The sequence below is a fragment of the Ruegeria sp. HU-ET01832 genome, from assembly GCF_040371315.1.
Taxonomy (GTDB): domain Bacteria; phylum Pseudomonadota; class Alphaproteobacteria; order Rhodobacterales; family Rhodobacteraceae; genus Ruegeria; species Ruegeria lacuscaerulensis_A.
In genome coordinates this window covers 313,728-336,476 of the sequence record NZ_BAABWL010000002.1, presented here as the reverse complement: position 1 = coordinate 336,476, position 22,749 = coordinate 313,728, and the positions used below count along the sequence as shown (strand labels likewise).

Sequence of the window (22,749 nt, the reverse complement as noted above, 5' to 3'; positions counted from 1 at the left end):
AATTTGAGCCTAACCAATACGGCCACTTCACGCCCAGACAATGCCCCCGTACTCATGGCAGTTCAACCAGAAGTTTACCTGCTGAAATCCGGCGAGGAAACTTGTACATTCGTGACCCCGGTCGGGAATTTTTTATGAACCACTTTTTACTGGCATCCAAGCAATTTCACGTTGTTATCGCGCGATCCACACCGCCCGCCAGCGCCCGAAACCATCATACCGATGGATCACAGGCCAATGATGCACTAACAATCAAATTGGACCAGTCAGATGAGGCTACTCAATCCCGCTGGGCGTTTTCACGCATCGGACAGCGATGCAGCTGATCTCTACCTATCGAAACTCTCAGAATAACAACCGGTGTTTCAGTTAGTTCCTACTATTCACATCTACTAGGACTGGTGGCGCAAGTTGGCAGAAACTCACAGAAGACTGGCAGTTTTACAAAAGCAATCGTTTCTTAACGTCCAGATATGCAACCCAGGGTGAAAAGTCTTAACAACTGATTAAGTGACGAACTATCGCGTGATGAGTGTGGAGCAAGGCGTACTATGACGGAGAACAAGGATCGCTTGACGGCTGAGGAAGCAAAGGGACTTAGAACCGCTAAAGAACTCGAAGGTCATTTAGCCTGGCTGGACACATTTACACCCGCGGCTTTGGGCGTCCTAGCTATAGCGTCTGGTATTTACACTTATCTCGGTGTTTCCTCGCTTTTGGAAGACAACGGTGCAGTCTCTTTCTTCGCCGCCGTCGCATATTCAATTGCCGTTTCTGTCGGCATCTTTGTCTTTTGGAGCTATATGCTTCGGCTGCTGCCTTCGATGCGCACGGCCAGTGGTTTCATTGGTCTGACGATCTCCACAATTGTTGGCTCCGTCGCCATTATCGCCATGTCCAGCTGGCTTAACGCTGCCGCTCTCGCAGGCTCCGCCGCGGTTGAGCAACACTTGGAAAACACAGTTAGAGACTACCAAGCGGCTCTTGAGCAAGCTAATGATATAGCTCTGAGTGGACAGGCGTTGGGTCGCGAGGTGGAACGCGCCCGCCAGAGTTTTGTAGAACTCGCGGAACTTGAGCAGTCTGGTGATCTATCAGGTACAGCTGGTCGAGGTGCCGTATTCCGTGTTCTCACTCAAAAGGCTGAGGAATTGCGTAACCTCGAGGAACAAATCGCTGCACAACAAGAACCTATCGAGGAAGCCTTCCAACAGGGCAACGAAATCCTCGCAAAGATGCGTGAGCTTACCGTTGCACCTGGTCCAGTAGATCGCCGCTCGGTTCAGTTTTCTGAGGAAAGCGTGAAGTTGGCAGGTGTGATCTCGCGGCTCAACCAGTACAGCGTAGCACCACTTGTCGCCCGCGCTGCTGAGGACCTGCCATCCTCGGTTGTACTTCCCGAACTTGATGGACGCAGTTCCGATGTAAGAGATGCGCAATCATCGACAATTAACTCAGTTTTGAATGCGCTGGACCAACGCAGCAAGACACTCAAGAACGCTGCGGACGAGGTGCTTGACATGGAGCCGCCTATCGAGACGGCGTACAACCCGATTTCCAGCGCCGATGCAGTAATCAAGTACGCCCACAACTTCGTACCTTCGTGGGCCGGAGCTATAGCCATCGACTTGTTGCCCGCCGTGTTGGTGTTTGTGCTGGCTATCACACAGGCCGCAATCCGCAGTGGTAAGGACGGTATGAGCATCGAGGATACTTTGACGCTTGCAGACCTCAGAGCCGCAATGAACGCCATGAAGGACGTGGAGGCGACAATGGGCGTGGCAGACGCAGCTATCCTCAACCGCGCCAATCCACAAAAAGATGAAACTTGATGAACTTACTAAATCGTCTCGATCCACGTTCTGGGCTGCGCTACGTTCTTATCCTACAATTCGCAATTGCGGGCGTTTTAATAGCGTCGGACGTTCTCGGCGTCATTTCCAGCCCGTTCAAGGAGCGTGTTGAACTCCCGACTGGTCCGATATCCCCGGGAGATCAGCGTCGAGAGTATCGCACTGATCGGAGCGATCCGTCGCTTTTGCCTCAGGATGGTCCTCTGGATGTACCCGTGCCAGAGGCTTTTCCAAACCGATTGGACTTCTCAGTACAGGAAGTCGAAGGACTAGGAAGGGTACTTCTTCTTAGCGGCCAGATAGAGGTGGACGACTCGGCCCGCTTCGCTTCGTACTTGTCCGACATGCAGGAGAAGCCCGACCTTGTGGCTCTCCACAGCCCGGGAGGAGTGGTTTCTGAGGCGCTGTCCATTGGTAAGCAGATGAGAGGTGCCGAGCTTTCTACCGCCGTTCTGGCTGGCTCGATGTGCGTATCGTCATGTCCTTACATCTTAGCGGGCGGGCAAGAACGCACCGTCTCACTTCGCAGCATTGTGGGAATGCATCAGCACTACTACGACCAGCCTCGATTAATTCCTGTCGTTTTCGCTGTCGAAGGTATCCAAAAGGGACAAGGAGAAACCATGCAGCATCTTATCGACATGGGCGTGGACCCGTCGTTGATGCTATTTTCGCTGAATACTCCACCCGAGGAAATCTATGCGCTTGTCGAGGAAGAACTCGTGGATACACGCTTAGCAACCCAAATAATCGATTAACAAGAAACACCGAGGACTTCGCCTTGTTGAAGAAGCTAACCATTGCCTTGGCATTGTTCGCCACGACTGCCGAAGCCGGTGGCCTCCAAGTACGTGACGCAGACACAATCGTTGTCGATGGTACTCCTGTCCGTTTAAACGGAGTGGACGCACCGGAGCTTGGTACTCGTTCCGGTCAAGACGCTAAACGCTGGATGGTTAACTTTCTGCGAGGCAAGGACGTTGAGTGCAAGCTCAACGGTGAGCGAACGTATGACCGTTGGGTTGGAGTCTGCTATGCCGACGGTCAAGACATTGGAGCTGCCGTAATCGCTGCGGGTCACGCTTTAGATTGCGCAAGGTACTCGGGTGGGCGATACAAGCATTTGGAGACCCCAGCGGCGAAATCACGCTTGAAACGGGCCGGCTATTGTCGGTAAAGCGCAGGTGTCTAGGGAGTTACGCGATAGGTTTAGCGAGGAGCTAGGACTTGTTTCGACGACTGTAGCTCTGCCCATTGACGTAAGGCCAGGTCGACAACTTTGTGTCTTCAAGACAAGATGTGGAAATCTGCGTCTATGTCACGGTATACACGGCGCGGGATCGTCATTCTCCGCTGACTTGCGGCAAATCGGATTGAGAGATGTTGAAGTACAAACCCGGGGTTGATGTGGGACCGCTAATTGATTGGCCCTTCGACAACCCACTTAGTGATTATCAAATCAAGGACGGCAACCCTCGCGCGGCGGGCCGCATAGACGCCGGGGGTGTTGGGCATACGACCCGTACTGGTATCTGGCGATGTACCAAAGGTGTTTTTGAATGCACTGAACAGGGGGATGAGCTGATGACCATTCTTTCGGGGAGCTTTCGCTTGATCGATATGGTGAGCGGTCAGATTAGCGAGCTCAAACCAGGGGACAGTCTCTTTGTACTGGATGGAAGTCGTGTGACTTGGGACATCATCGAGGATGTGACGAAGGTCTTTTTTGGGCACAAAGCCGATGGGTACTGACGGGCTAGATCCAAAAATTTCGTATTTCGCCAGTTTCCCATGATTACCCTTACCTAAACATTTTGCTTGGCCTGGTCTTAGAAAGCAGGAGCTGTTTCGCTGCAACATGGCACTGAACGAATGTATTTTCTGCCTATGAGGATTCTGCTTCTTCTGATCGAGCTCAAACAGGGTCGACACTTTAAAGGTCTATTCAGGTGTATCAAAAAGGCGCAAAGAGCCGGCGAAACATCGGCGTTAGCAAACCAACGGTTTGAGCCAGATCCTCTCCTAGATCAGGCCACTAATCATCTGACAACGGACAAATAACTCTGTCGTTTGAGCGATAGCGGCGGGCAAATACTCAATTCTCAAGGCAAATGTCTTCCTCAATCAACTATGAAAAGTAGTCGTGAGTTGATGCACAGATGGATGCACTGTCCCGGTGACGTTGCCCAAAAGCTGCTTCCAATCCTGAGGTGACTTTCGCTCGGACAAATCAACGGTGCAGATGAGTAAATCCATCTCCGAACCGGAGGTGACCCATTTTCGAAGAATACCTTCTGGGCCGCCTAAACTCGCGTGATGAGGATACAGCAGAATAAGCCTAGGCTTAGCGCCATGTTTAGAATACCCATGACCGTAGGCAAGCATCTGGTAAACATCTGACTGAGCAACACCCAGCTTGCGACGGTCTAATGGGTCCAGCTCTTTCCACTTTGTATCTATTATTACCGGTCCAGATTTGTAGTCGAAAACGATGTCGGGCATCATGCGAAACAAGTTGTTTTGCAGGACATGATGTCGAGCATTTTGCGTTTTAACGATGTCGATTCCGAATGTTTTTTGAGCTCGTGTGGCGACGTAGCGCTCAAACAGATTATTCATTGGGAAAAGGAGAGAAACTCCTGAGGAAGCTCCGCGCTTTGTACTTTGCCAGTTGCCGCTCAGCAGTAGTCGCGCAAGTGGGATCAAATCGCCGAAAACTGTAGTCGTTCGATCAAACTGAATACGTTCTTCCAAGGGACTAATCGAAGATCCCACTTTCCCGAATGTATCCAACAACTGGAGAAGCTCTCGCTGCGTTTCCTGTAATCTCGATACGCGCACTAGCATTTCCAACGTCGCCTTTATCAAGCGGTTCAGAGCCGTATTTTCAGACAGGTCATCAAATCGACAAAACAGCTTCGTTGGAGCTACTGGTCTCTTTGTTAGCTGCCTCACTACCTCCAAATTTCCACGTACGAATGGCAGATCATCCTCGTGGTTCTGGTACTGTCTTTGTAAACCGCCCCGTACCGCCTTTCTAAGGCGACGGACAAATACCCGAATTAGAAGCTCAAGGATGTCGTGTTTCTGTGTGTCGAATTGAGCCAGGTCTCCGTCTGAAATCCTTAGGTCATGAGTTGCTGACAACATTCTAACAAGAGTGTGCCTGCTACGGCCTTCGGTCAGCCCCTCTATCTTTGGCAAAATTTCTATAGCCTGACCTGATAGCGCTAAAACGCCGCAAACCTGCCCGGCTTTCAAGGTGTTTCCAACACGGCTCAGAACTGAGCCTTGTGGCAACCGCAAAGTTGTGGCTGCTTTCTCTGCCGCTGTTTGAAATCGTTCAGCTTGCTCGTCAGAAACGCCTTGTTGACCTATTGGAAGGGAGCTCCACTCCCTAGTGACCCACGTTTGCAAGCGAGCTTGACTTGGTATCATTAGGCTCATTCACCCCGATCAGCACCAACGGCCAGGAGCTCATCATATGCATCCGAGCCATACTCTCCAAATTCCAAGTAGTTATCGACATACCTGAATCGGGGCTCTTCATAAGCTGATTGCATCCCGGGCGGAACCGGGATGCGTTCGCGACGCAAAAAACTGTCCCCGCCTCCAAGAATAGATCGAACGCGCCCCAGGTCTTCGTGGAAGTATTCCCGCAACAATGGCAAAACTTTACTGGCAACCACGCCGTCGAGTTGTGCCAGGTTTTGCACGCCTGTGAAATAGCCATGCCCGATCAAATGATCTGCACCCAAGAACCACTCTAAACGCTGGTTAATGGCCCTTAGAACGCGATCAACTGGGACACCTTCAACGATAGTACCCTCAAGAACCTCTGGATTTGGCGGCACTTCTTCAAACCTAAACCGCCGCCGCAGAGCGGTGTCCAGCAATGCAATGGATCTGTCAGCGGTATTCATTGTTCCAACAATGTATAGGTTGGACGGTAGGGAGAACGGTTCGCCGGAGTAAGGAAGTATTACGGATAGCTCGTTTAACGCGCCAACGCGTTTGTCTTCTTCAAGCAGCGTAATAAGCTCGCCCAAGACTTTGGAGATATTTGCTCGATTTATCTCATCAATAATTAAAACATGCGACGGGTGCGGCTCCGCCGCCGTGGCTGGCTCCAGGAAGGCCAACAAGTTGGGCCAATTGATTTTTGTGGGATAGAGTTGGTAAATTGATTGTTGAGAGAAATTGCTTGCATAGATATCTCCCACTTCCAGGCCATTTTCATCTTCGGACTGCCATCGCCACTCCACCTTACGTCGATGCGGGTGATGGGCATCCGGGTCAAACTCGTATTCCCCGGTGACCACTCCTACCGCCCGAAAACGATGATTGCCTTGGCTGGCAATGATGATGTCCCCGACTCTCATCAAATTTCTAAGTTGATTAATAAATTCGATATTTGGGTTTTTTCCAGTCGCTTCACTTTCTCCGGGTTCGCTGCGCCACTTTTCACCAACTTTCTCAAAACTGTCATACAGAGGGTCAGACCAGTCTATTTCGCCTCCGTACCCTAATGAAATCAGGCCTTTCTCGTAGGCTTCGCTGCGGATTGGTTCGTCCTCAGCATGCCAGGCGCGCCCCAGTGAAATCTTAAAGATCTTTCTGTCAGAGTAGTCGCTCTGGTTGGCGAGCTTCGCGGGTTTTTGTCGAGCGCGCTCGGCGATACGCTTTAGCACTCCCGAACGTGGTGAAAGGCGGAAACCAGCGGATGAGACTCCATCGGTGTCTTCGTCTCCGGTTTCCGGTCGCAGCCCTTCTACAAACTCTTCATAGCTATAGCTCTGGTGGAACGTCACAAACTCGATACGCTTTTCGTTTTGCAACTCCGTGTAGCGATCCATGAGTTCTGAACGCGTAGACGGGATTATCCCATCGCAAATCGCGACGGCTCGCCTCGCCGTTTCGTAGGTTTTCCCTGTTCCCGGTGGGCCATATAATATGGTGTTTAGAGAGCTAGCGATGCCGTTGGCAAAAGGTTCAACGATTTCATCTTTGATTTCTAGCGCCGTTGAAGATGCCGGCCTCTCAGCTTTGTCCGGAAGCTTTTTGCTTTTTGTTGGCCTCCAGTCTCCAACGAATTCTTCCTGGTAAAAGTCAATTTGATCCCGTCTCTGACCTTCGATCTCGTTGCGAAGATCAAACAACTCGCGATCTACACGCTGCGGCTCCCAGCCGTTGACCTCTCTCATTGGAGTACTTCGAAATGCCGAGACAATAAGCTTTTTGTCTTTGAAACTACTACTTCTCTCAAAATTATCCGGAAACACCAAGTTCGCAAGGATATGGCGAAGTTGGCGGTTGGTTCCGTCGGCGACCCCCAGCAACCAATCATTGAAATCCCAAGGACCATTCATCAGCTGTGTTTGCTCAACCTTCGACTTAGACTTAAAGTCACGCAACAGGTTGATTAAAAATATGTACTCCCGCCAACGTTGTGTGTTGTATGCAGTTCCTGTATGGCCAATACCTCCCAAAGCTTTTTCTGCCAGCAAGGGGTGGTTCATATCCAATTCTTCGTCAGACCATGACCAGATTAATTGAATATCTGCGCGCTTCTTCGCAGGAGAAATTCGAGACGCGAACAACAAGATCAGCCACGTCACCTCTGCCATAAGCTGTTTGGCAAATGGCGAGCATTGTGAAAGCTGTGCCTCCAACTTCTCATAAAAGCTACCTTCGCCCTCATCGAGGTTCTGAACGTAGTGGAGATCGAGCTCGTCAAAAAGATCCTTTGTCCATAACTCTTTTCCTTCCGAAAACAACGAACCGTCTTCTTTTAGGCACGTCTCAACCCAGGTACTGGCAGCATCGTAAACAGGGGGTGCATTTTCGTGGGGATTAAATCTGGACATGAACGTCGCTTCCTAACCTGCGTTGCCGAATTGAATAGTTATTTGGGCACAGTGTCGGGATCAATCCCGTATCCAAGCGAAGTGAGGTTTTCACCAGTCCGCGTCCGGGTAGTTTATCATGATGTCGATGAAACCCAGCATAAGGAAGGAAGGAAAGCACCACCACCTACTCCTTAACTTGTTCTTGGCCTGCCGGATTATTCGAGGTTGCGCCTCGATGCATCATTGCTTGCGCAGCATTTTGCCGTTGGTACATTCCGATCAACACAATTGAATGGATCTGATGGTGATGAAGTTACTGCTCTTGGGTCTTGCCTTGCTCGAGCAGGATCGTCTCACATAAAGAGCAGAAGTAGCCAAATAGAATTAGTGCCTTGCGCGTGCATTGATCTGAATAACTGCTGTTCTCACCACTGCTATAACCAAGCGTATTGTGAAGTACGTCCAAGATGGCGCCACGTTCGTCAAAACCGTTTCTTAAGGGCGAAAATGAGTTCCAATGAAACTTTTGCGAAGCTAGTTCGATGCATTGAGTTGGGTACTTCTCAAAAAAAGTGATCGCCGCCTCTTTGCAACCAGCCATATAATCCAGATCATTCAATTCGGTTACGCCCGGCTTCAGATTTCCGTCTTTGTAATGGAAGTGAGATTGATACGCCCAAATCATTTCTCCCAGGTCAGGATTCACTCCCGTTAGAAACACTTGAAGTGGAACTTGCACATCCAGATGCTGACTCCAATCTATAAAGGGTGCGCGCGCCATCCGGTGGGCCGCGCCAAAAACCAGAGGCAAGAATTTTTCGACAAAAGCGAAAGAGGCATGAGAAGTTTTTGTATCCGCATGTATCCTGAGATTTGCAATAATTAGACCGGTTTTAAAGCACTTCACCGGGTCATATCCGCTCTCTACGAATGGCTCTCCAAACATGCGCATAGCTTCGGAGAAGATCTCCTCAGCACTGTGTAAGTCACTAACCTCTCTGGAATCTGAGAAAATGCGACCGTGATTGCGAAACTCATACACAAAAACCGGTTCAGCAGTCTCACTTACCTTTATTTCTCTTGGTTCAAACTCACCTCGAAAACGCCACACCAGCTCGTCAAACACCGTGTAAAGGTCACGATCATCCAGAGGCCCCAGCAGGGTGTCGATCTCCGCATCAATGTCTACTGAAGGAAGTTGAGCGAGGCGACTCTGAATATCGGTGACAGTCGTCTCTTCTCCTTTGGCGACCAGCGCCGTCAGACCAAGGAAGTAGCAGAAACCGAGCGTTGTAGCCTCGGAGTACTCGAACCGTTTCAAAAATCTTGGAACATTATCGAAGTCAAACATTGGACTACCTGCAAAGCTGATACTGAGGGATAAGCCAGAACGGTGTTTCTACTGCCTAAAGAACAGTGTGAAACATCCGAAATTCAAGAGAGTGGCGTTTCCGAACAAGCAATTGGCCGCTTTTCACAAGTAACCTACGCTTCAATTCAACAGGTAGAATTAGACTGCGCATGCGGAGACTGCTATGGACGATAAATTTGAATTACATGAGTTTTTCCATGTTTGGAAGACTAACGATGATTGTCCAACAGACGGCATTCTTTTGTACAATCCGTACAACGAAGACGAATATGTTGTACGAGGCGTAGACAACGCAGGATTCGAAGTTTCTGACGCCAACGGAGCTGTCAGGAAACTTCTGCGACAGGCTCTTTCGAATTGGATCGTAATTGTTCCAAGGGATCACGCTTTACACAATCTGATCCGAACAACGAAGACTCCGGCCGACGAACGTCGAGAAATCATCAACGAACTTTCGGGCAATGGTCTCCCAGTTGTTTCTATTCAAAACCTGGATCACCTTCGCTTGGTCAGATGGGCGTGGACAACGCAGTTTTCGCGGACTGATCGTGAGACGAGACATAAAGTCTACTCAGCCGTAAAGATGCTAGAGAACTTTTCGGAGCATTGGTCTGCTTCGATCAAAATTGGGCGGCGCATTGTCGAGCATTGGGCAAGCCAGGTGGAAGACCACATGCCTGCCGATTTACTGATCCACCTCGCGTATTACCGACGTTGGTCTTGGGATACGCGTGCTGCTTTGGAAGCATCAGATTGTTTGGTTGGAACACGAATTCGGCGCGATCTGACAGATATGCAACGAAGCATTTTGGCGACGGAGCGTGCGGCTGCATTCATGGATCTGTTCGAACGCAGCGGTTCTGGGCTTGAGGATGCAGAGCTGTACTTAAAGTACTCCCAAGGTGCAAGCAAAGGCAAGAACAGCCCTGAAAACTACCTGGGATGGCAGCGCTATAACAAGTTGAGAGAGGGGACTCACGTTGGCAGGTGTTAACAAAGTTGTCTTGGTAGGGAATCTCGGAAGAGATCCACAGATCAATGAAATCTCTATTGGGAAGAAGGTTTGCAATCTAAGTCTTGCAACCAACGAACGCTGGAAGGATCGCGCTTCCGGAGAGCTGAAATCGCGTACTCTGTGGCATTCAGTTGCAGTGTATCGTGAAGACTTAGTCAAGGTAGCTGAACAACTCCCAAAAGGGGCAAAGATCTACGTTGAGGGCAAGATCCAGACAAGAAGCTGGTCCGATAAAGCAGGGGAAAAGCGCTACAGGACCGAGGTGGTGCTGGATGGTTTTGCTTGCAAACTTTTCAAACTTGAACGGGAACAAACCAACGAACAAGAGCGTCCCTCAGAGCCGATAAATGCTGGATCACAAATATCCAACGTAGAGGATTGGGATCTTACTGATCCGCCATTTTAGAAGTGTCGAGCTGCCAGTGTTGCGTGAGATACACGCGATTTGATCGTATTCAAATTATTGACTTTTTTCTGTGGCACTAAGCGCACTTCATTGAATTAAATTGACCTTATGAAAGGCAGATGGAAAGAAACGTACCAATAGGCGACGCTGATTGCGTGCAGCAGATAGCTGCGATTGATCTCGAGGTTTGTCCGGAAACCTCGAGAATAATTGCTATTGGCTCTATTCGCTCAGACAGCGAAGAGACATTCCATTGGCGAGGCTCAGACGCAAGCAAGGGCGCCAATAGCTTAATCAAGTATATTCAGGGTGCGGAATTCGTAGTTGGCCACAATCTTGGATCTTTTGATCTGGCGCACCTGTTGGCCAATCAGCCGAGTCATCATTTCGACCAAATTCTACACGTTGATACTCTTTGGCTTGCAGCGCTCGCATGGCCTGAACCAAGGTCACTACGGCTCAAAAAAATAAATCGCGACGGCACGCTTGGAGCGGCGGAGCCAAACGACCCAGTGTTGGATGCAAAAGCTGCTTTGCGACTTTATCGCGACGCTAAATCGGCGCTGAGAGACCGTTTGGCATCCTCTCCAGATCTTGCAACTGCGCTTCACGGGGCAACGCTCGATCATGCCGCTTTCGCGAAGGGCAAAGTGTTTTCTGAGTTGCTGGATCGAAGCCCGCCATTCAGAGAACAGCGCGATGGGGCTGTAAAGCGACTGACTGCTGGTCGAATTTGCGAAGCTCAAATTGATGTATTGCTTGAATTGGTTCGTGAGGGAGATCCGTCCGTCCCATACCTGCTGAACCGCATAGCATCGAGGCGGCCCGGGGCTGGCTTTTCGCCTTGGGTAAGGCGCCGGTTTCCAAGTGTTCAATCAGCCTTGGAATTGCTGAGAGGTAGTGCCTGCGAAAGCGCAAGCTGCAAATGGTGCGCAACACGGAGAAACAGCAAGGGTTCGCTGAGACGCTGGTTTGGCTACGAAGACTTTCGAGCATCTCCGAAAACAAAAGACGGCTTGCCAATGCAAAAGGCGATTATCGACGCCGTATTGGAGCGAAGAGATGTCCTTGGTATTCTCCCAACTGGAACGGGAAAATCGATCTGCTACCAGTTACCTGCCCTTGAGCGACATGACGCACTAGACCAGCTAACAGTTGTTATTTCGCCTCTTGTTGCTTTGATGGCGGATCAGCGCGATGGGTTGTTAAGAAATCACGGTGTTGACACCTGTGTCGTGATAAATGGTTCTCTTTCTCCGCTGCATCGACAAGAAGCGCTGGACCAGGTCACCTACGGTGATGCGAGCATGTTGCTGATCGCGCCCGAGCAGCTCCGTAACGTGACCATTCGGCAAGCGATAGACAGTCGAAAAATCGGGTTATGGGTTTTCGATGAAGCACACTGCATCAGTAAATGGGGTCATGATTTCAGGCCCGATTATAGATACGCCGTTCGATGTCTCGCGGAGATCGGTGGGGACGATCCTCCGCCACAAGTTTTGTGCGTGACGGCCACAGCCAAAAAAAGCGTTGTCCAAGATATATGTGATCAGATTAAGTCGGTCACCGAAAGAGATGTTTGCCTGATAAATGGTGGTGCCTCGAGAACCAATTTGGAGTTCAGTGCTGCGCCAATTACCAAGCTGTCCAAGCTTGGGGTTGTGGGCGAAACAGTACAAGAGCAAGTAGAGAATGGGGCGAGCTTGGTCTATTGCGCGACCCGATCAGAAACTGAACGAGTAACTGAAGTTTTAAAGGCGATTCCGGTCGACGCGGCAGCCTATCATGCGGGGTTAGGTCGCGAGGTCAGGCAACATGTGCTGGAAGACTATCTGGACGAAAAATTGACCTCAATTGCCGCTACAAATGCCTTTGGCATGGGAGTTGACAAGCCGAATATTCGTTTGGTTGTTCACGCGGATGTCCCAGGATCTTTGGAAAACTATCTCCAGGAAGCGGGGAGAGCAGGTCGTGACGGGGAATACGCAAAATGCAACCTTCTTTATGATCCCGCTCAAGTCGAAGCTCATTTTCAGCGTCAGGCTCAAAACAGACTATCGCGGCGAGAGGTCGGGCGAGTCCTTAAAACACTTCGAGATATGGCGCAGCGTTTCGCAAAAGAAGACGAACTCGTCGTTCAGGTAGATGATCTATTGCGACGAGCCGGCATACCTGCGGGGCATAACGGAGCGGGACGAACACGAGCCATAACTGCCATTGCGTGGCTTGAGGAGGCTGGTTTGCTCACGCGAGGTGCCAATCGCGTGACAGTTGAGCCATCCTGCCTGCGGGTCCGAACCGTTGCAGAAGCCGAGAGCGAGTTGAGAGCAAATGGTATAGCAGCGGCGAGAGGCAAAGCGGCGCTTTCGATTTTGACGGTTCTGCTTGAAGCTGCTCCGACAGAAAGCTTTACGATAGATGACATTGCAGACATCGTTTCGCGATCAGGCTGGCAAGTGCGCGAAATCCTGCGTGATCTTGATCGCATTGGCTTAATTGCGAGAGACACGAACCTGGTGGTCTACATTGCACATGGGGTGCAGAATCCGTCTCGTGAAAAGCTGGCTCGCGTGGCATCTTTGGAGCGAGAGATGCTTGAGGCATTGCAGGCCGATCTTGCAACGGCACCACCGGAAGGCGTTGTGATCAACTTGAGACGTTTAGCCCAGGATCTACGAGACCGAGGTCAGATCGGGCACCGACCGGATCAATTGTTGCGACTTCTGCGGACACTAGCAACCGATGGCCGACGAGATTTAGAAGAGATACCTCCGATTGGTATGCGACCCATTGATCGTGAAAGAGTTCATCTCGTCTTAAACGGAACTTTCGATGAGCTTCGCAGCGTCGCGGATAGACGCCATTCAGTGGCCAGCATGATCGCGGCGAACTTAGAGAGTAAGTTAGAAAAGGGTGCCAAAGGCGGATCGCTGCCTGTCCCAGTCCCTTTGACTGAACTCTACGATCTTATTCAAAACGACATGGAAATGCGTTTCTTGATTGCGGAGTTGGGAACGCGCGTCGTGGACCGTACGTTGCTGTGGATGCATGCAATGGATGTTCTGTTTGTTGGTTCTGGTCTCTTTCTCTTTGCTCCGGCTATTACCATTAAACTAACGCCCGAGCCGCGTACATTCACAGAAGCTGATTTCAAGCCGCTGGAGGACCACTATACCGAACTTACGAGGCAGGTTCATATCATGTCCCGCTATGGGGAATTGGCTATTCAGGACCGCGATCAGGCGCAAAGCTTGGTGCGGGACTATTTTGATATGGAAACGGCCCCATTTGTTGCGCGCTGGCTACCAGATATGAAGCAACCCGAAACGGAACGACCTGTTCAGCCGGAGCTCTATGCGAAGATTGTTGATGATCTTCGCGCACCAGACCAGATGCGCATTGTGGCTGACGACCGACAAGAGGCAAACGCACTTGTGCTCGCAGGGCCCGGATCCGGGAAAACCCGCGTGTTGGTCCATCGTATTGCGTACCTGCTCTCTGTGCGACGGGAAGACCCGGCCGGAATCATCGCCCTTGCATATAACCAGCACGCAGCTCAGGAAATTCGATCACGGCTGAGAAACCTGGTGGGAGACAGCGCGCGGCGGGTCACCGTCCGAACCTGTCATGGTCTCGCGCTTTGGTTGACAGGACGAAGTCTCGTCGGAGAAAGGCCAAAAGGTGAGGATTTTCGCGCAATTCTGCGCGAGGCGGTTCGGATCATGCAAAGTGATGCCCTAGCAAAAGAAAGCTTGCTGGAGGGATACCGGTGGATACTGGTCGATGAGTACCAGGATATCGGACCAGACGAGTATGCCTTAATTTCGGCGATAGCAGGCCTTGCCAGAAGCGACCCGGACAATCGCAGAACACTGTTTGCGGTAGGTGACGACGACCAGGCGATCTACGGGTTCAATGGTGCGTCAGTGGAGTTTATCAGAAAGTTCTCAGAAGATTTTCGTGCTCGACCAAGCTATCTGACCCAAAACTACAGATCGACCGGGAATATTATTGAAGCTTCCAACTTAGTAATCGGTCCCGCAAGAGACAGAATGAAGACCGATCATCCGATCAGAATTGACGCATTACGACAAAACCGCCCAGAGGGAGGGCTATTGTCCGACCGAGACCCTGTCGGACGGGGCCGTGTCCAGGTTTTAACTGGCCTGACCAATCAGACTGACCAGGCTGTTGCAGCTGTGTCAGAACTTAGTCGTTTGTCCACACTTGCAGGCAATTGGGCCTGGAACAACGCAGCTGTCATATCCCGCACCTGGAGTGCACTAGACCCAGTGCGAAGCTATTGTGAAAGCCTGGGTATTCCTGTTGTGGATCGCCGCGAGGTCAGAGACCGCCCGACCCTTTGGCAGCTTATGGAATATCAAAGACTGGCAAACTGGCTGACAGCACGAGAAACACCAATGGTGGCTATCTCAGAAATGCAAGAATGGATCGCATCGCAGGGAACAAGCTCTGTGTGGAGCACCTTGGGCAACCTTACTGAACAAATGAGGGAAGATCTCGGCGTTGGTGATATTTCAGCCAAAGATGCGTTGTCATGGATTGGGGAATGGGGCCGTGAATACGGTATTGCCGGGAAGGGTCTAACTCTTGTAACCGCGCATTCCGCCAAGGGGTTGGAGTTTGACCATGTGGTGGTACTGGATGACGCCTGGCAGTCAAAAGCAAACGAGGACCCCGATGAACAGAGGCGGCTCTTTTATGTCGCGATGACGCGCGCTCGTAACTCCTTGTGTCTTTTGGAAGGTGCAGATCGTCAAGCTTTCATTCCGGAGGAAATGGCACAGGCTTTCTTACGACGACCTGGAAAGGTGCCTTCCTATAATCGCGTAGCCACTCAACGGCTCTACCGGACTGCATCAATGCGCGAGGTTAATATTGGGTTCGGTGGGAGGATACCTGACAATTCTGCTGGTTATCGTGCTCTATCTCGAGCTCAAACGGGCGACGGCCTTCGTCTAACCCTCAACGAAGGCAATGGCTGGGTTAATTGGCAGCTGAGAAATCAAAATGGAGACGTCGTTGGTTCTATGGCGCGCGCATTCTCGCCGCCCAAGGGGTATATTTGTGAAAGAGCAGAAGTCGGTTGGATGGTGTCCAGAACAAACGACCCTTCAAATAATCAAGACCATCGGGCTCCTGTCAGGGATGAGTGGTCAGTGGTTGTTCCAAAGTTCGTTTTTCGCCCGGCAGAGTCTCGAGTTGCGTGAACGGCAAGATGATCTCAGCCGGTCATTTTTATCTTTCCAGATGACACCTCAAAACAAAAAGTTGACCGACTTTCGCAAGTCGTCCCCTTACTTTAGCACCATTTTCAGAGCAGTGGTACTAACGTAGGAAGTAGACATGATTGTGAAACGGACAGAAGCAGTAAAAGTAGAAAAGGCTGAATTTAATAAATTGCTTCGGTTGCACGCGCTCGCTTCCGAAAAGCAACAAGAGTTGCTGACGATGCCGAGCCGGGGTGAACGAGTTCAGAAACAAATCTACGTTTGGCAGAAAGTCGCACAAGGTCTCCGAGATGCGCTTGTTCACCTCGAACCGATTGAACCATCCGTTGAGACCAACCAAACGGATTCCGACGAAGAAATGGAGACACTTTGAGTAAAGCGAAAGTTAGGTCAATGCAGCGAGGAGCGCAAAAGCGCTCTTCTAGTCCAAAAATCAGTATGCATGACATCTACAAAAAGCACCCTCCTCGAATTGCAACTGCTGACAAACCGCATTTGGACTTTTTGAAGTACGGGAAAATCGATCAGGCAAAGCAAATCAAAACTGTGATCGAAGCGGCAAGAAAAAACGGAATTGGATCCGCGGCAGAAATCAGTCGCTTATTGAACAAACTCTTGATTACCACGGCCATTGGAGAAAAGTGGACACCGCGGTTAGCTTGGTTTGCTGCATCCGCTGTACGGTCAAACACTCCTCAATCAAAAAACCTTTCGGTTGGGACTGACTATAAGCGGTCGCAGAATGACACCAAGTTCCGCAACATTGTAAATAGGGTCGTTAAATCACGTCTCGAAGAAATCGAGAGTGAATTTGCAGCGTCTAGGCCTACCCTGAGTGAGGCCGCCCCTGAACTCCTAGAACTCAAAAAGCGCCTATCGAGAAAAACTTGATCGTTTAGTGTCTGAGCCTTTTGCCTAACGAAACTAGCAAGAAAGGCGGAAGTCTTCACCGAGCGCCTTGAACACGGTTTGAGGATGATGCAAGCTTTTGCATATGTAATTTCCGTCCGTGAAATGAGAGTACATTGATTGCAGTTTCAGGCGAGACGATGCAGGTAGATGCAAGTCGGCTTCGGCACTTGGTAGCTGAACTGGAAAAGTCAGCTATTGATAAAAGAATCACCCGAAAAGTTTTAAAAAACAGCGGCTTATCACCCAAAGATGCTTTACTTGACGCGAAATACTTCGACTATGACAAAGAAGCAAGGTTCGTGCGGGAAGCTTGTGACGCTCTTGGAGACATAACATTTGCAGCAAGAGCCGGGTCTACTTGGCGAGTGTCAAATAGTCTTACAGGCTATATTAGCAAATACTCAAAGGACTTGAGGGCCGCAATTGAAAATACAGCGCGTTTTCATGACATCATCGACCCAGCCGTTCAGTACAGTCTAAGGATTTCTAGCAACTCAGCCTCTTTCGAAGTGGTTTGGAAGGACCCGAGCTACGCAAAGTTTCATCGGCATACGGAGTTCCTGTTGTTTGGTGTCCTATCGCGGATGAGAGCGATCACGCAAACCGACTTTTATCCTCTAGAAATTCGGTTTGATCACGAGGTTAAGAAGTCAGCTGAAAAGTTTCAAAAATTGGCAGGTTTCCCGGTAGTTTTTGGAACAGAAAGCTTGGAGATCATATTACCGCTTGCCACGTTGGATCTGCCTATACCTACATATGATCTGCGATTGAGAGAGCACCTAACCGAGTATGGTGGGCGTTTACTGGAAGAACGCGGGGAGGGAAAACAATCGCTTAGGTCGCGGACTGAGGGTCTTTTGACCAAGGCGCTGCCTGCGCGAATTCTGTCAGCGGATGAAATTGCCGCTAGTCTTGGTATGAGCCCAAGGACCTTCGCACGCCGGCTAAAAGAAGAGCGTCTCACTTTTCGAACAATTGTAGACGAACTGAGATTTGATCTGGCAAAGACTTTCATAAAAGATGACATGGCGCTGTCCGAAATTGCGTTTGCTCTCGGCTATGCCGATCAAGCTGCGTTCTCAACGGCGTTTAAACGTTGGAGCGGTCTCGCACCCCGCGATTACTCTGAGGCGCATTGAAGCAATCAAGTTAGCCACGAAGAGATTTCGGCTACGCTGGCTAAACCGATGGAAAAAAATGCCACTTCGAAACCTCGCTAGCAAAGCTAATTCAAGGTGTGCAAAGTACTCCAAACAAAACAGAAAAAGTGAAATTGGCAGAAAATAAAAAGTTTTTGGCGCTCTGTGCAAAGTGCAAAAGCATCGAGAAGCATATTTACTAAATGAATAAAATGACAGGTGAATCCCACCTCAGCGCTCTTTTGTAACCGGGAGCGCAATCCAGCTTAGGTCCATAGATTCGCCCACTTTTGCTGCCAAGCAGAGTGGAGGCTTCGTATTGGGTAAACCTGTGGTCAGCAACCAAGCAAGTTTTGACCTTGGAATGAGAAAAGGAATGAATATGAACGGCTTAGGATTTGGGGGGAATATTGAAAGCTTTGTGCTCAGTATCTCGAGTGCTGTCGCCAGCCCGGGGGCCGCGGGTCTTGCCGCGGGTCTAATTCTCTGCGCGCTTGTCGCTTCAATTATTTCATTCCAGCTCGTAAGCGCAAAGAGGCAAAAAGCGGTTAAAAGTGCTCTGAAGGTTATTCAGTTAAGCTCGTCTCGGTCAGACTTTACGAGTGAATTTCAAAGCATCAATGAAAGCTTGACCAGTTCAGTTCCATACGAAAAGCGAAAAAGCCGACCTTTTGACTGGGCAATAAAAAGAGCATGGGACGAGTATGCGGAAACGCTGGTACTCCCTGAAGTGCACACAAGTGGCCAAGTCATCCGTAACACTGTGCGTCCAAGTTACTTCTTCAACAGTGTGGACTTGGGCTTTGATCATGGGTTTTGGCGTCATTTACCAGGCATATTTGTTTCCGTAGGGCTATTCTTGACCTTTTTGGGAATTATCGCCGCTTTTGGAGTCTTGGTTGGGAAAGAAGGAGTATTTGCGTTCGACAACCAAGGAATGGGGTTGTTTCTGAATACAGCAAAATCAAAGTTTATTATGTCTTTGTCGGGTTTGTTCGCATCCATCATTTTTGGAATTTACTACCGATACCGGACCTACCAACTTGACCATGTGATCGCCAGTTTGGCGGATGAAATTGAGTACCGCGTGTTGTTTCAAGCACCGGAACAGATTGCGGCAGAACAGTTAAAAGCGGTTCAAGAACAATCCGAACAACTCAAAGTTCTGGGAAACGATCTGGGTGCCCAAGTCGGCGCTCACGTCGGGCAAGTGATCTCGGAAAACTTTGGCGAAGTCTTTGAGACAATGGGAAATACCTCACAAAATGAGGTTCGCGGGATGGTTTCCAACCTTGGAGAGGCCTTGCATGCGAAGCTAAATGAAAGCTTGAATGAGATGTCAAACACACTTGGCACAATCAACAAAACACTGGTTGACGTAGCAGACGTACTCGTTTCGAGCGGAGGCTCGATTGGGTCGGAAATGGCTAATGGTGTGGCAAATCTAAATGGTGTTGCTGAAGCCCTCAGATTGCAGATGGAGCAACAAAGTCAGGCGACACAAGAGCAAATGCAAGTTGAGCGGGCACAGGGTCAAAGAGCGATGGCAGACCTTTTGGCCGCCATCGAAAGCAATACGCGTGAAAGCAGCAGCAAGCTGGAGAGCGCGGCCGCAGACCTTTCCGAAGCAGCCCAGAACCTGGTCGGCTCAATTGCAGAGGCTGGTGATGCTGCTTCAGCGAAGGCCACTGCAACGGTAACCGCCATCGGGGACCACGCAACTGATAGTTTGAGCAAGGCTAGCCTCGATCTTAACTCTCGTCTTTCTGACGTGACTGGAACCATTCTCGAAAATCTTGCAAATTTCCAGGAAGGAATTGAGGATAAGCTTGCTAGTCCGATCCGCGAGATGTCTCAAAACCTCGCGGCCTCAAACCGGGAACTAGGTCGGCATGCACAGGCGATTGAAACTGCAACTGGCAGCCAGACCGACGCGGCAAACCAATTGTCTCAAGCAACCAATTCGCTTGTTCAGGCAGGCAAACCAATTGCAAGCAGCGTTGAACGCATTGTGGCCATCAACGAGACCATTCGACGGGCTCTTGAGAGCAATGTCGCCTTGATGGAAACCACTAAAACGAGCGTTGATGGCTCGATGAAAGCGCTGGATCTAACGATGCAACAACTTAAGACTGTTGTATCTGACGTAGAAGACATTGATGCGGGGCTTGGCAAGGCGTTCGAGAAGATTTCACAAGGGTTGGTGGCGTCCCAAGAGCAGGTAAAAGCATTTGCCGATGACATTAACGGCCAATTCACCCAAGGCATTCAGTCCATCCAGAGTGTAATGGACGGTTTGAGCGAGTTTGAACCCGTGAGAATGAGTGCTTAGTCATGGCAATTCTTACCCGTCGATACCAAAGAGAAGAAGAAGAAGAGTCGGTTTTCGTCTCGATGACCGACTTGATGATCTCTATCTTATTCATCGTGATGATCTTGATGGCTTTTTTCGCAAAGTCATTTGTTAATCAAGACACGGTTTCACGAGAAAAATTCGAATACGAAGTTTCGGTTCGTGATGAGAAAATTGCAGATTTGATAGACCAAAATGCGGTTCTAACGAACGCCAACGAACAGCTGAGTGAACGCGTCGGGGAACTGGAGAGCGCCCTCGAGGCAAAAACCAGTCTTGTCGCTCAGTTGCTTCGCGAGAATGACATTCTTAAACAGCGATTGAAGGATGTTTTGGCCAGCGAGAGCAAAATCCGAGAACTGTATGCCGCGGCAACTGTAGAGATTGACAATCTCAAAGCAGTGAATGCGCGCTTGAAAGATGAAAACGAGACGCTCCGAGCCCGCATTGCAACCTTAGAGTTTGAACTGGACGGTGATGCCACACTGGAAGATCGGATTGCAGCGCTGAGGACGGACAATCAAAGGTTGCGAGAAGTCGTGGCCGCATTGGAGCAAAGTCGACAATCTGAAGAGCGTTTATCCGATACTTTGGCGAATATTTCAGAGACGCGACGGAGACTGCTTTCCACAATTCAGGAGCGGCTGCTCGAAAATGGTATCAAGGTAGAAGTAGATGAAGTTAGTGGCGTAATTAGATTTGACGAAAACGTCATCCGTTTTCGGAGCGCCAGCTTCGAACCTACACCACAGGTCAGGGACAGGATGAAGTTGGTCGCTGATATTCTTGCGGAAGAATTGAGTTGTTTTACTTTGGGGGAGTTCTCAACCATCGATGAGAGCTGCAATCAACATTTGTCGATTGTTGAGGCCATCCAGATAGAAGGACATACAGACGCTATTCCTGTGAGACCATCGGGCAGCGTTCGTGACAACTTGGATCTTTCTGCCAAGCGTGCGGCAACCACCTATCGTGAATTTGTACTGCATCGCCCAGCGCTGAGCACCTACCTAAACGCCAACTACGTTCTCAATCAAAAGAATCAACAGTCAATCTCTGGACAACCAGTCCTGTCTGTTTCGGGGTATGCTGCCACGCGCCCCGTGGAATTCGAAGATACATCCAGCGCTCGCGATGCTAATCGCCGGATCGATCTTCGTTTCATCATGACCACGCCCAAGGACTTGGGTGAAGCCAAGCAGCTTGTGGCAGCGGTTCAGGATGCAGCTAAGAGGTCGGTGGGCGAATGATGGAACCTAGAAAGCTGTCCGATCTTCTCGTAAGTTATTCACCTCCGGAACTGAGAGATGGAAGCGGCAACACTGTCAATCTCGAGCGTGCGGTAAAGCGTTTTCAAATGATGTATGGAGTTGGGGCTGAGAGTTCCAGTCCAACGGATCTCGCGGAGAGATTGACGGAGTTTGAGACGCGATACTCCAGCAATAACTGGGACAGATATCCCTGGCATGAAGCATCGGACCTACTGCGGTCCTTCTTTTCAAGTGAAGACTTGTCAGAAAACCGATGGGAGAATGTCTGCGAAATCCTGTTGGAGACCCTCAAGGTTACAGACAGGAAAAACTATTGCCGCGCTGCACTAGACGCGTACCTACTGACATATGGCTCAAACACACCAAGGGCCATCAAACTAAAGGAGACGCTTAAGTCCAAAGCGAGTGAAAACTTCGTGGGGCAAAAAGAACTCCTTGATTGTGTTGATGTATTTGATGCCAACGTCGGTCATCTCCAACTAGGATCGCGCATGGCAAAGTCCGCCAATCCGTATGCGGAACTCAAACAGCTCGGAGCCTGGTCTCCTCATGCTCAAGGGCTCTATTTCGCGGCGTTCAAAGCGATGCTCGAAGAGCTGTCCAGCGAACTAAACGCGTTCGATGAAGAAACTTTCAACAAAGTAATGAAATGGCTGCGACCTGACCAACAAACCAAAGCTGAGATTGGCAGGGCTGAAGGTGTTGACGCCTTAGTGCTCCCATTTGCAAAAGGCGGACCTGCTGCGCTCAGAGATCAGTTGGAGCGTTTTTTGGTCGACACTTATAATGACCCCAGAGTCAGTTTACCGGCGTGGTCTGGTGTATCTGAAAAAGCTCTGGCCATCGTCAAGCGTTGGTTGACGAGCAAATCCCTCAAAGTCTTCTTCGATATTATCGACCGGTTTGAGGGCAGCCATATGTGGGAACCGCGTAGAAAGTTCTGGATGGAGGCAGACAAAGACGATCTCATAGATGATGCATGGGTTGTGTTGAATTGGGACGGTCAAAGGATCGCCCAAAATTTGGCGAAGCAATACAGCGATCCAACCTTCAAAACTCACGGAAAAATAAGCGATAGTGGAGAAAAATGTTATTTTATTATGAGAATTGGTCGTCTAACCGTCGTTGAAGGAACCCACAGTTTCAAAGTTCGATTTTTCAAAGATCAGTCAAGTAGAGGTCCCAACCTGGGCCTACGAGACTATCAATACCACCAATTAGTAGTGCCAGCCTCACGTTGTGACGAAGCTTTCACACATGATGTGAACAATCGCTGGATGCAAAAAACTCGGGACTACATACGTCGAAACAAGTAGGTCGGTGAGAA

Annotated in this window: 16 protein-coding genes; 13 read left to right on the top strand and 3 right to left on the bottom strand. The window is 49.9% G+C overall.

Going from position 1 to position 22,749, the window contains the following annotated elements; all coding sequences use genetic code 11:
* Window positions 1-551 precede the first annotated feature (551 nt).
* The 4 genes from ABWV79_RS06895 to ABWV79_RS06880 all read left to right on the top strand — a co-directional run bounded on the left by ABWV79_RS06895 (window position 552) and on the right by ABWV79_RS06880 (window position 3,605).
* Window positions 552-1,832 (top strand): hypothetical protein, encoded by a 1,281-nt coding sequence (locus ABWV79_RS06895; protein ID WP_170668597.1) that lies wholly within the window; start codon window positions 552-554, stop codon window positions 1,830-1,832.
* Window positions 1,832-2,611: a COG3904 family protein gene (locus ABWV79_RS06890; protein ID WP_353391093.1), complete on the top strand. Its 780-nt coding sequence runs from the start codon at window positions 1,832-1,834 to the stop codon at window positions 2,609-2,611. Before ABWV79_RS06895 ends, ABWV79_RS06890 begins: the two co-directional genes overlap by 1 nt.
* A gap of 23 nt (window positions 2,612-2,634) precedes the next feature.
* Window positions 2,635-3,030: a thermonuclease family protein gene (locus ABWV79_RS06885; RefSeq protein WP_353391092.1), complete on the top strand. Its 396-nt coding sequence runs from the start codon at window positions 2,635-2,637 to the stop codon at window positions 3,028-3,030.
* Between the two features lie 203 nt (window positions 3,031-3,233).
* Window positions 3,234-3,605 (top strand): cupin domain-containing protein, encoded by a 372-nt coding sequence (locus ABWV79_RS06880; RefSeq protein WP_353391091.1) that lies wholly within the window; start codon window positions 3,234-3,236, stop codon window positions 3,603-3,605.
* A gap of 372 nt (window positions 3,606-3,977) precedes the next feature.
* Here the strand turns inward: ABWV79_RS06880 and ABWV79_RS06875 are convergent, their stop codons facing one another.
* From ABWV79_RS06875 to ABWV79_RS06865, 3 genes are all read right to left on the bottom strand, one after another.
* On the bottom strand, window positions 3,978-5,300 hold the full coding sequence (locus ABWV79_RS06875) for an McrC family protein (RefSeq protein ID WP_353391089.1): 1,323 nt from the start codon (window positions 5,298-5,300) through the stop codon (window positions 3,978-3,980).
* Window positions 5,297-7,720, bottom strand: coding sequence for a DUF8426 domain-containing protein (locus ABWV79_RS06870; protein ID WP_353391088.1), 2,424 nt, complete (start codon window positions 7,718-7,720; stop codon window positions 5,297-5,299). The genes ABWV79_RS06875 and ABWV79_RS06870 overlap by 4 nt, the downstream gene beginning before the upstream one ends.
* 295 nt (window positions 7,721-8,015) lie before the next feature.
* Window positions 8,016-9,053 carry a hypothetical protein gene (locus ABWV79_RS06865; RefSeq protein WP_353391086.1) on the bottom strand — a complete coding sequence of 346 codons (1,038 nt, stop codon included), beginning with the start codon at window positions 9,051-9,053 and terminating at the stop codon, window positions 8,016-8,018.
* A 184-nt stretch (window positions 9,054-9,237) separates the two neighbouring features.
* Between ABWV79_RS06865 and ABWV79_RS06860 the strand changes: the two genes are divergently transcribed.
* The 9 genes from ABWV79_RS06860 (at window position 9,238) to ABWV79_RS06820 (ending at window position 22,738) form a co-directional block, all read left to right on the top strand.
* Window positions 9,238-10,068: a hypothetical protein gene (locus ABWV79_RS06860; protein WP_353391085.1), complete on the top strand. Its 831-nt coding sequence runs from the start codon at window positions 9,238-9,240 to the stop codon at window positions 10,066-10,068.
* Window positions 10,055-10,495, top strand: a complete 441-nt coding sequence (gene ssb, locus ABWV79_RS06855; protein ID WP_353391084.1) for a single-stranded DNA-binding protein — start codon at window positions 10,055-10,057, stop codon at window positions 10,493-10,495. Before ABWV79_RS06860 ends, ssb begins: the two co-directional genes overlap by 14 nt.
* Window positions 10,496-10,614: 119 nt before the next feature.
* Window positions 10,615-15,726: a RecQ family ATP-dependent DNA helicase gene (locus ABWV79_RS06850; protein ID WP_353391083.1), complete on the top strand. Its 5,112-nt coding sequence runs from the start codon at window positions 10,615-10,617 to the stop codon at window positions 15,724-15,726.
* A 136-nt stretch (window positions 15,727-15,862) separates the two neighbouring features.
* Entirely contained in the window at window positions 15,863-16,120 is a 258-nt protein-coding gene (locus ABWV79_RS06845) for a hypothetical protein (protein WP_353391082.1), read from the top strand.
* The gene (locus ABWV79_RS06840) at window positions 16,117-16,638 is read left to right on the top strand and encodes a hypothetical protein (protein ID WP_353391081.1); all 522 of its coding nucleotides are present in this window, start codon (window positions 16,117-16,119) and stop codon (window positions 16,636-16,638) included. Before ABWV79_RS06845 ends, ABWV79_RS06840 begins: the two co-directional genes overlap by 4 nt.
* 188 nt (window positions 16,639-16,826) lie before the next feature.
* Window positions 16,827-17,798 (top strand): helix-turn-helix domain-containing protein, encoded by a 972-nt coding sequence (locus ABWV79_RS06835; RefSeq protein ID WP_353391080.1) that lies wholly within the window; start codon window positions 16,827-16,829, stop codon window positions 17,796-17,798.
* A 319-nt stretch (window positions 17,799-18,117) separates the two neighbouring features.
* On the top strand, window positions 18,118-20,130 hold the full coding sequence (zorA, locus tag ABWV79_RS06830) for an anti-phage ZorAB system protein ZorA (RefSeq protein WP_353391079.1): 2,013 nt from the start codon (window positions 18,118-18,120) through the stop codon (window positions 20,128-20,130).
* A gap of 2 nt (window positions 20,131-20,132) precedes the next feature.
* Window positions 20,133-21,401: a hypothetical protein gene (locus tag ABWV79_RS06825; protein WP_353391077.1), complete on the top strand. Its 1,269-nt coding sequence runs from the start codon at window positions 20,133-20,135 to the stop codon at window positions 21,399-21,401.
* On the top strand, window positions 21,398-22,738 hold the full coding sequence (locus ABWV79_RS06820; RefSeq protein ID WP_353391076.1) for an EH signature domain-containing protein: 1,341 nt from the start codon (window positions 21,398-21,400) through the stop codon (window positions 22,736-22,738). Before ABWV79_RS06825 ends, ABWV79_RS06820 begins: the two co-directional genes overlap by 4 nt.
* The last annotated feature ends 11 nt before the right edge of the window (window positions 22,739-22,749 follow it).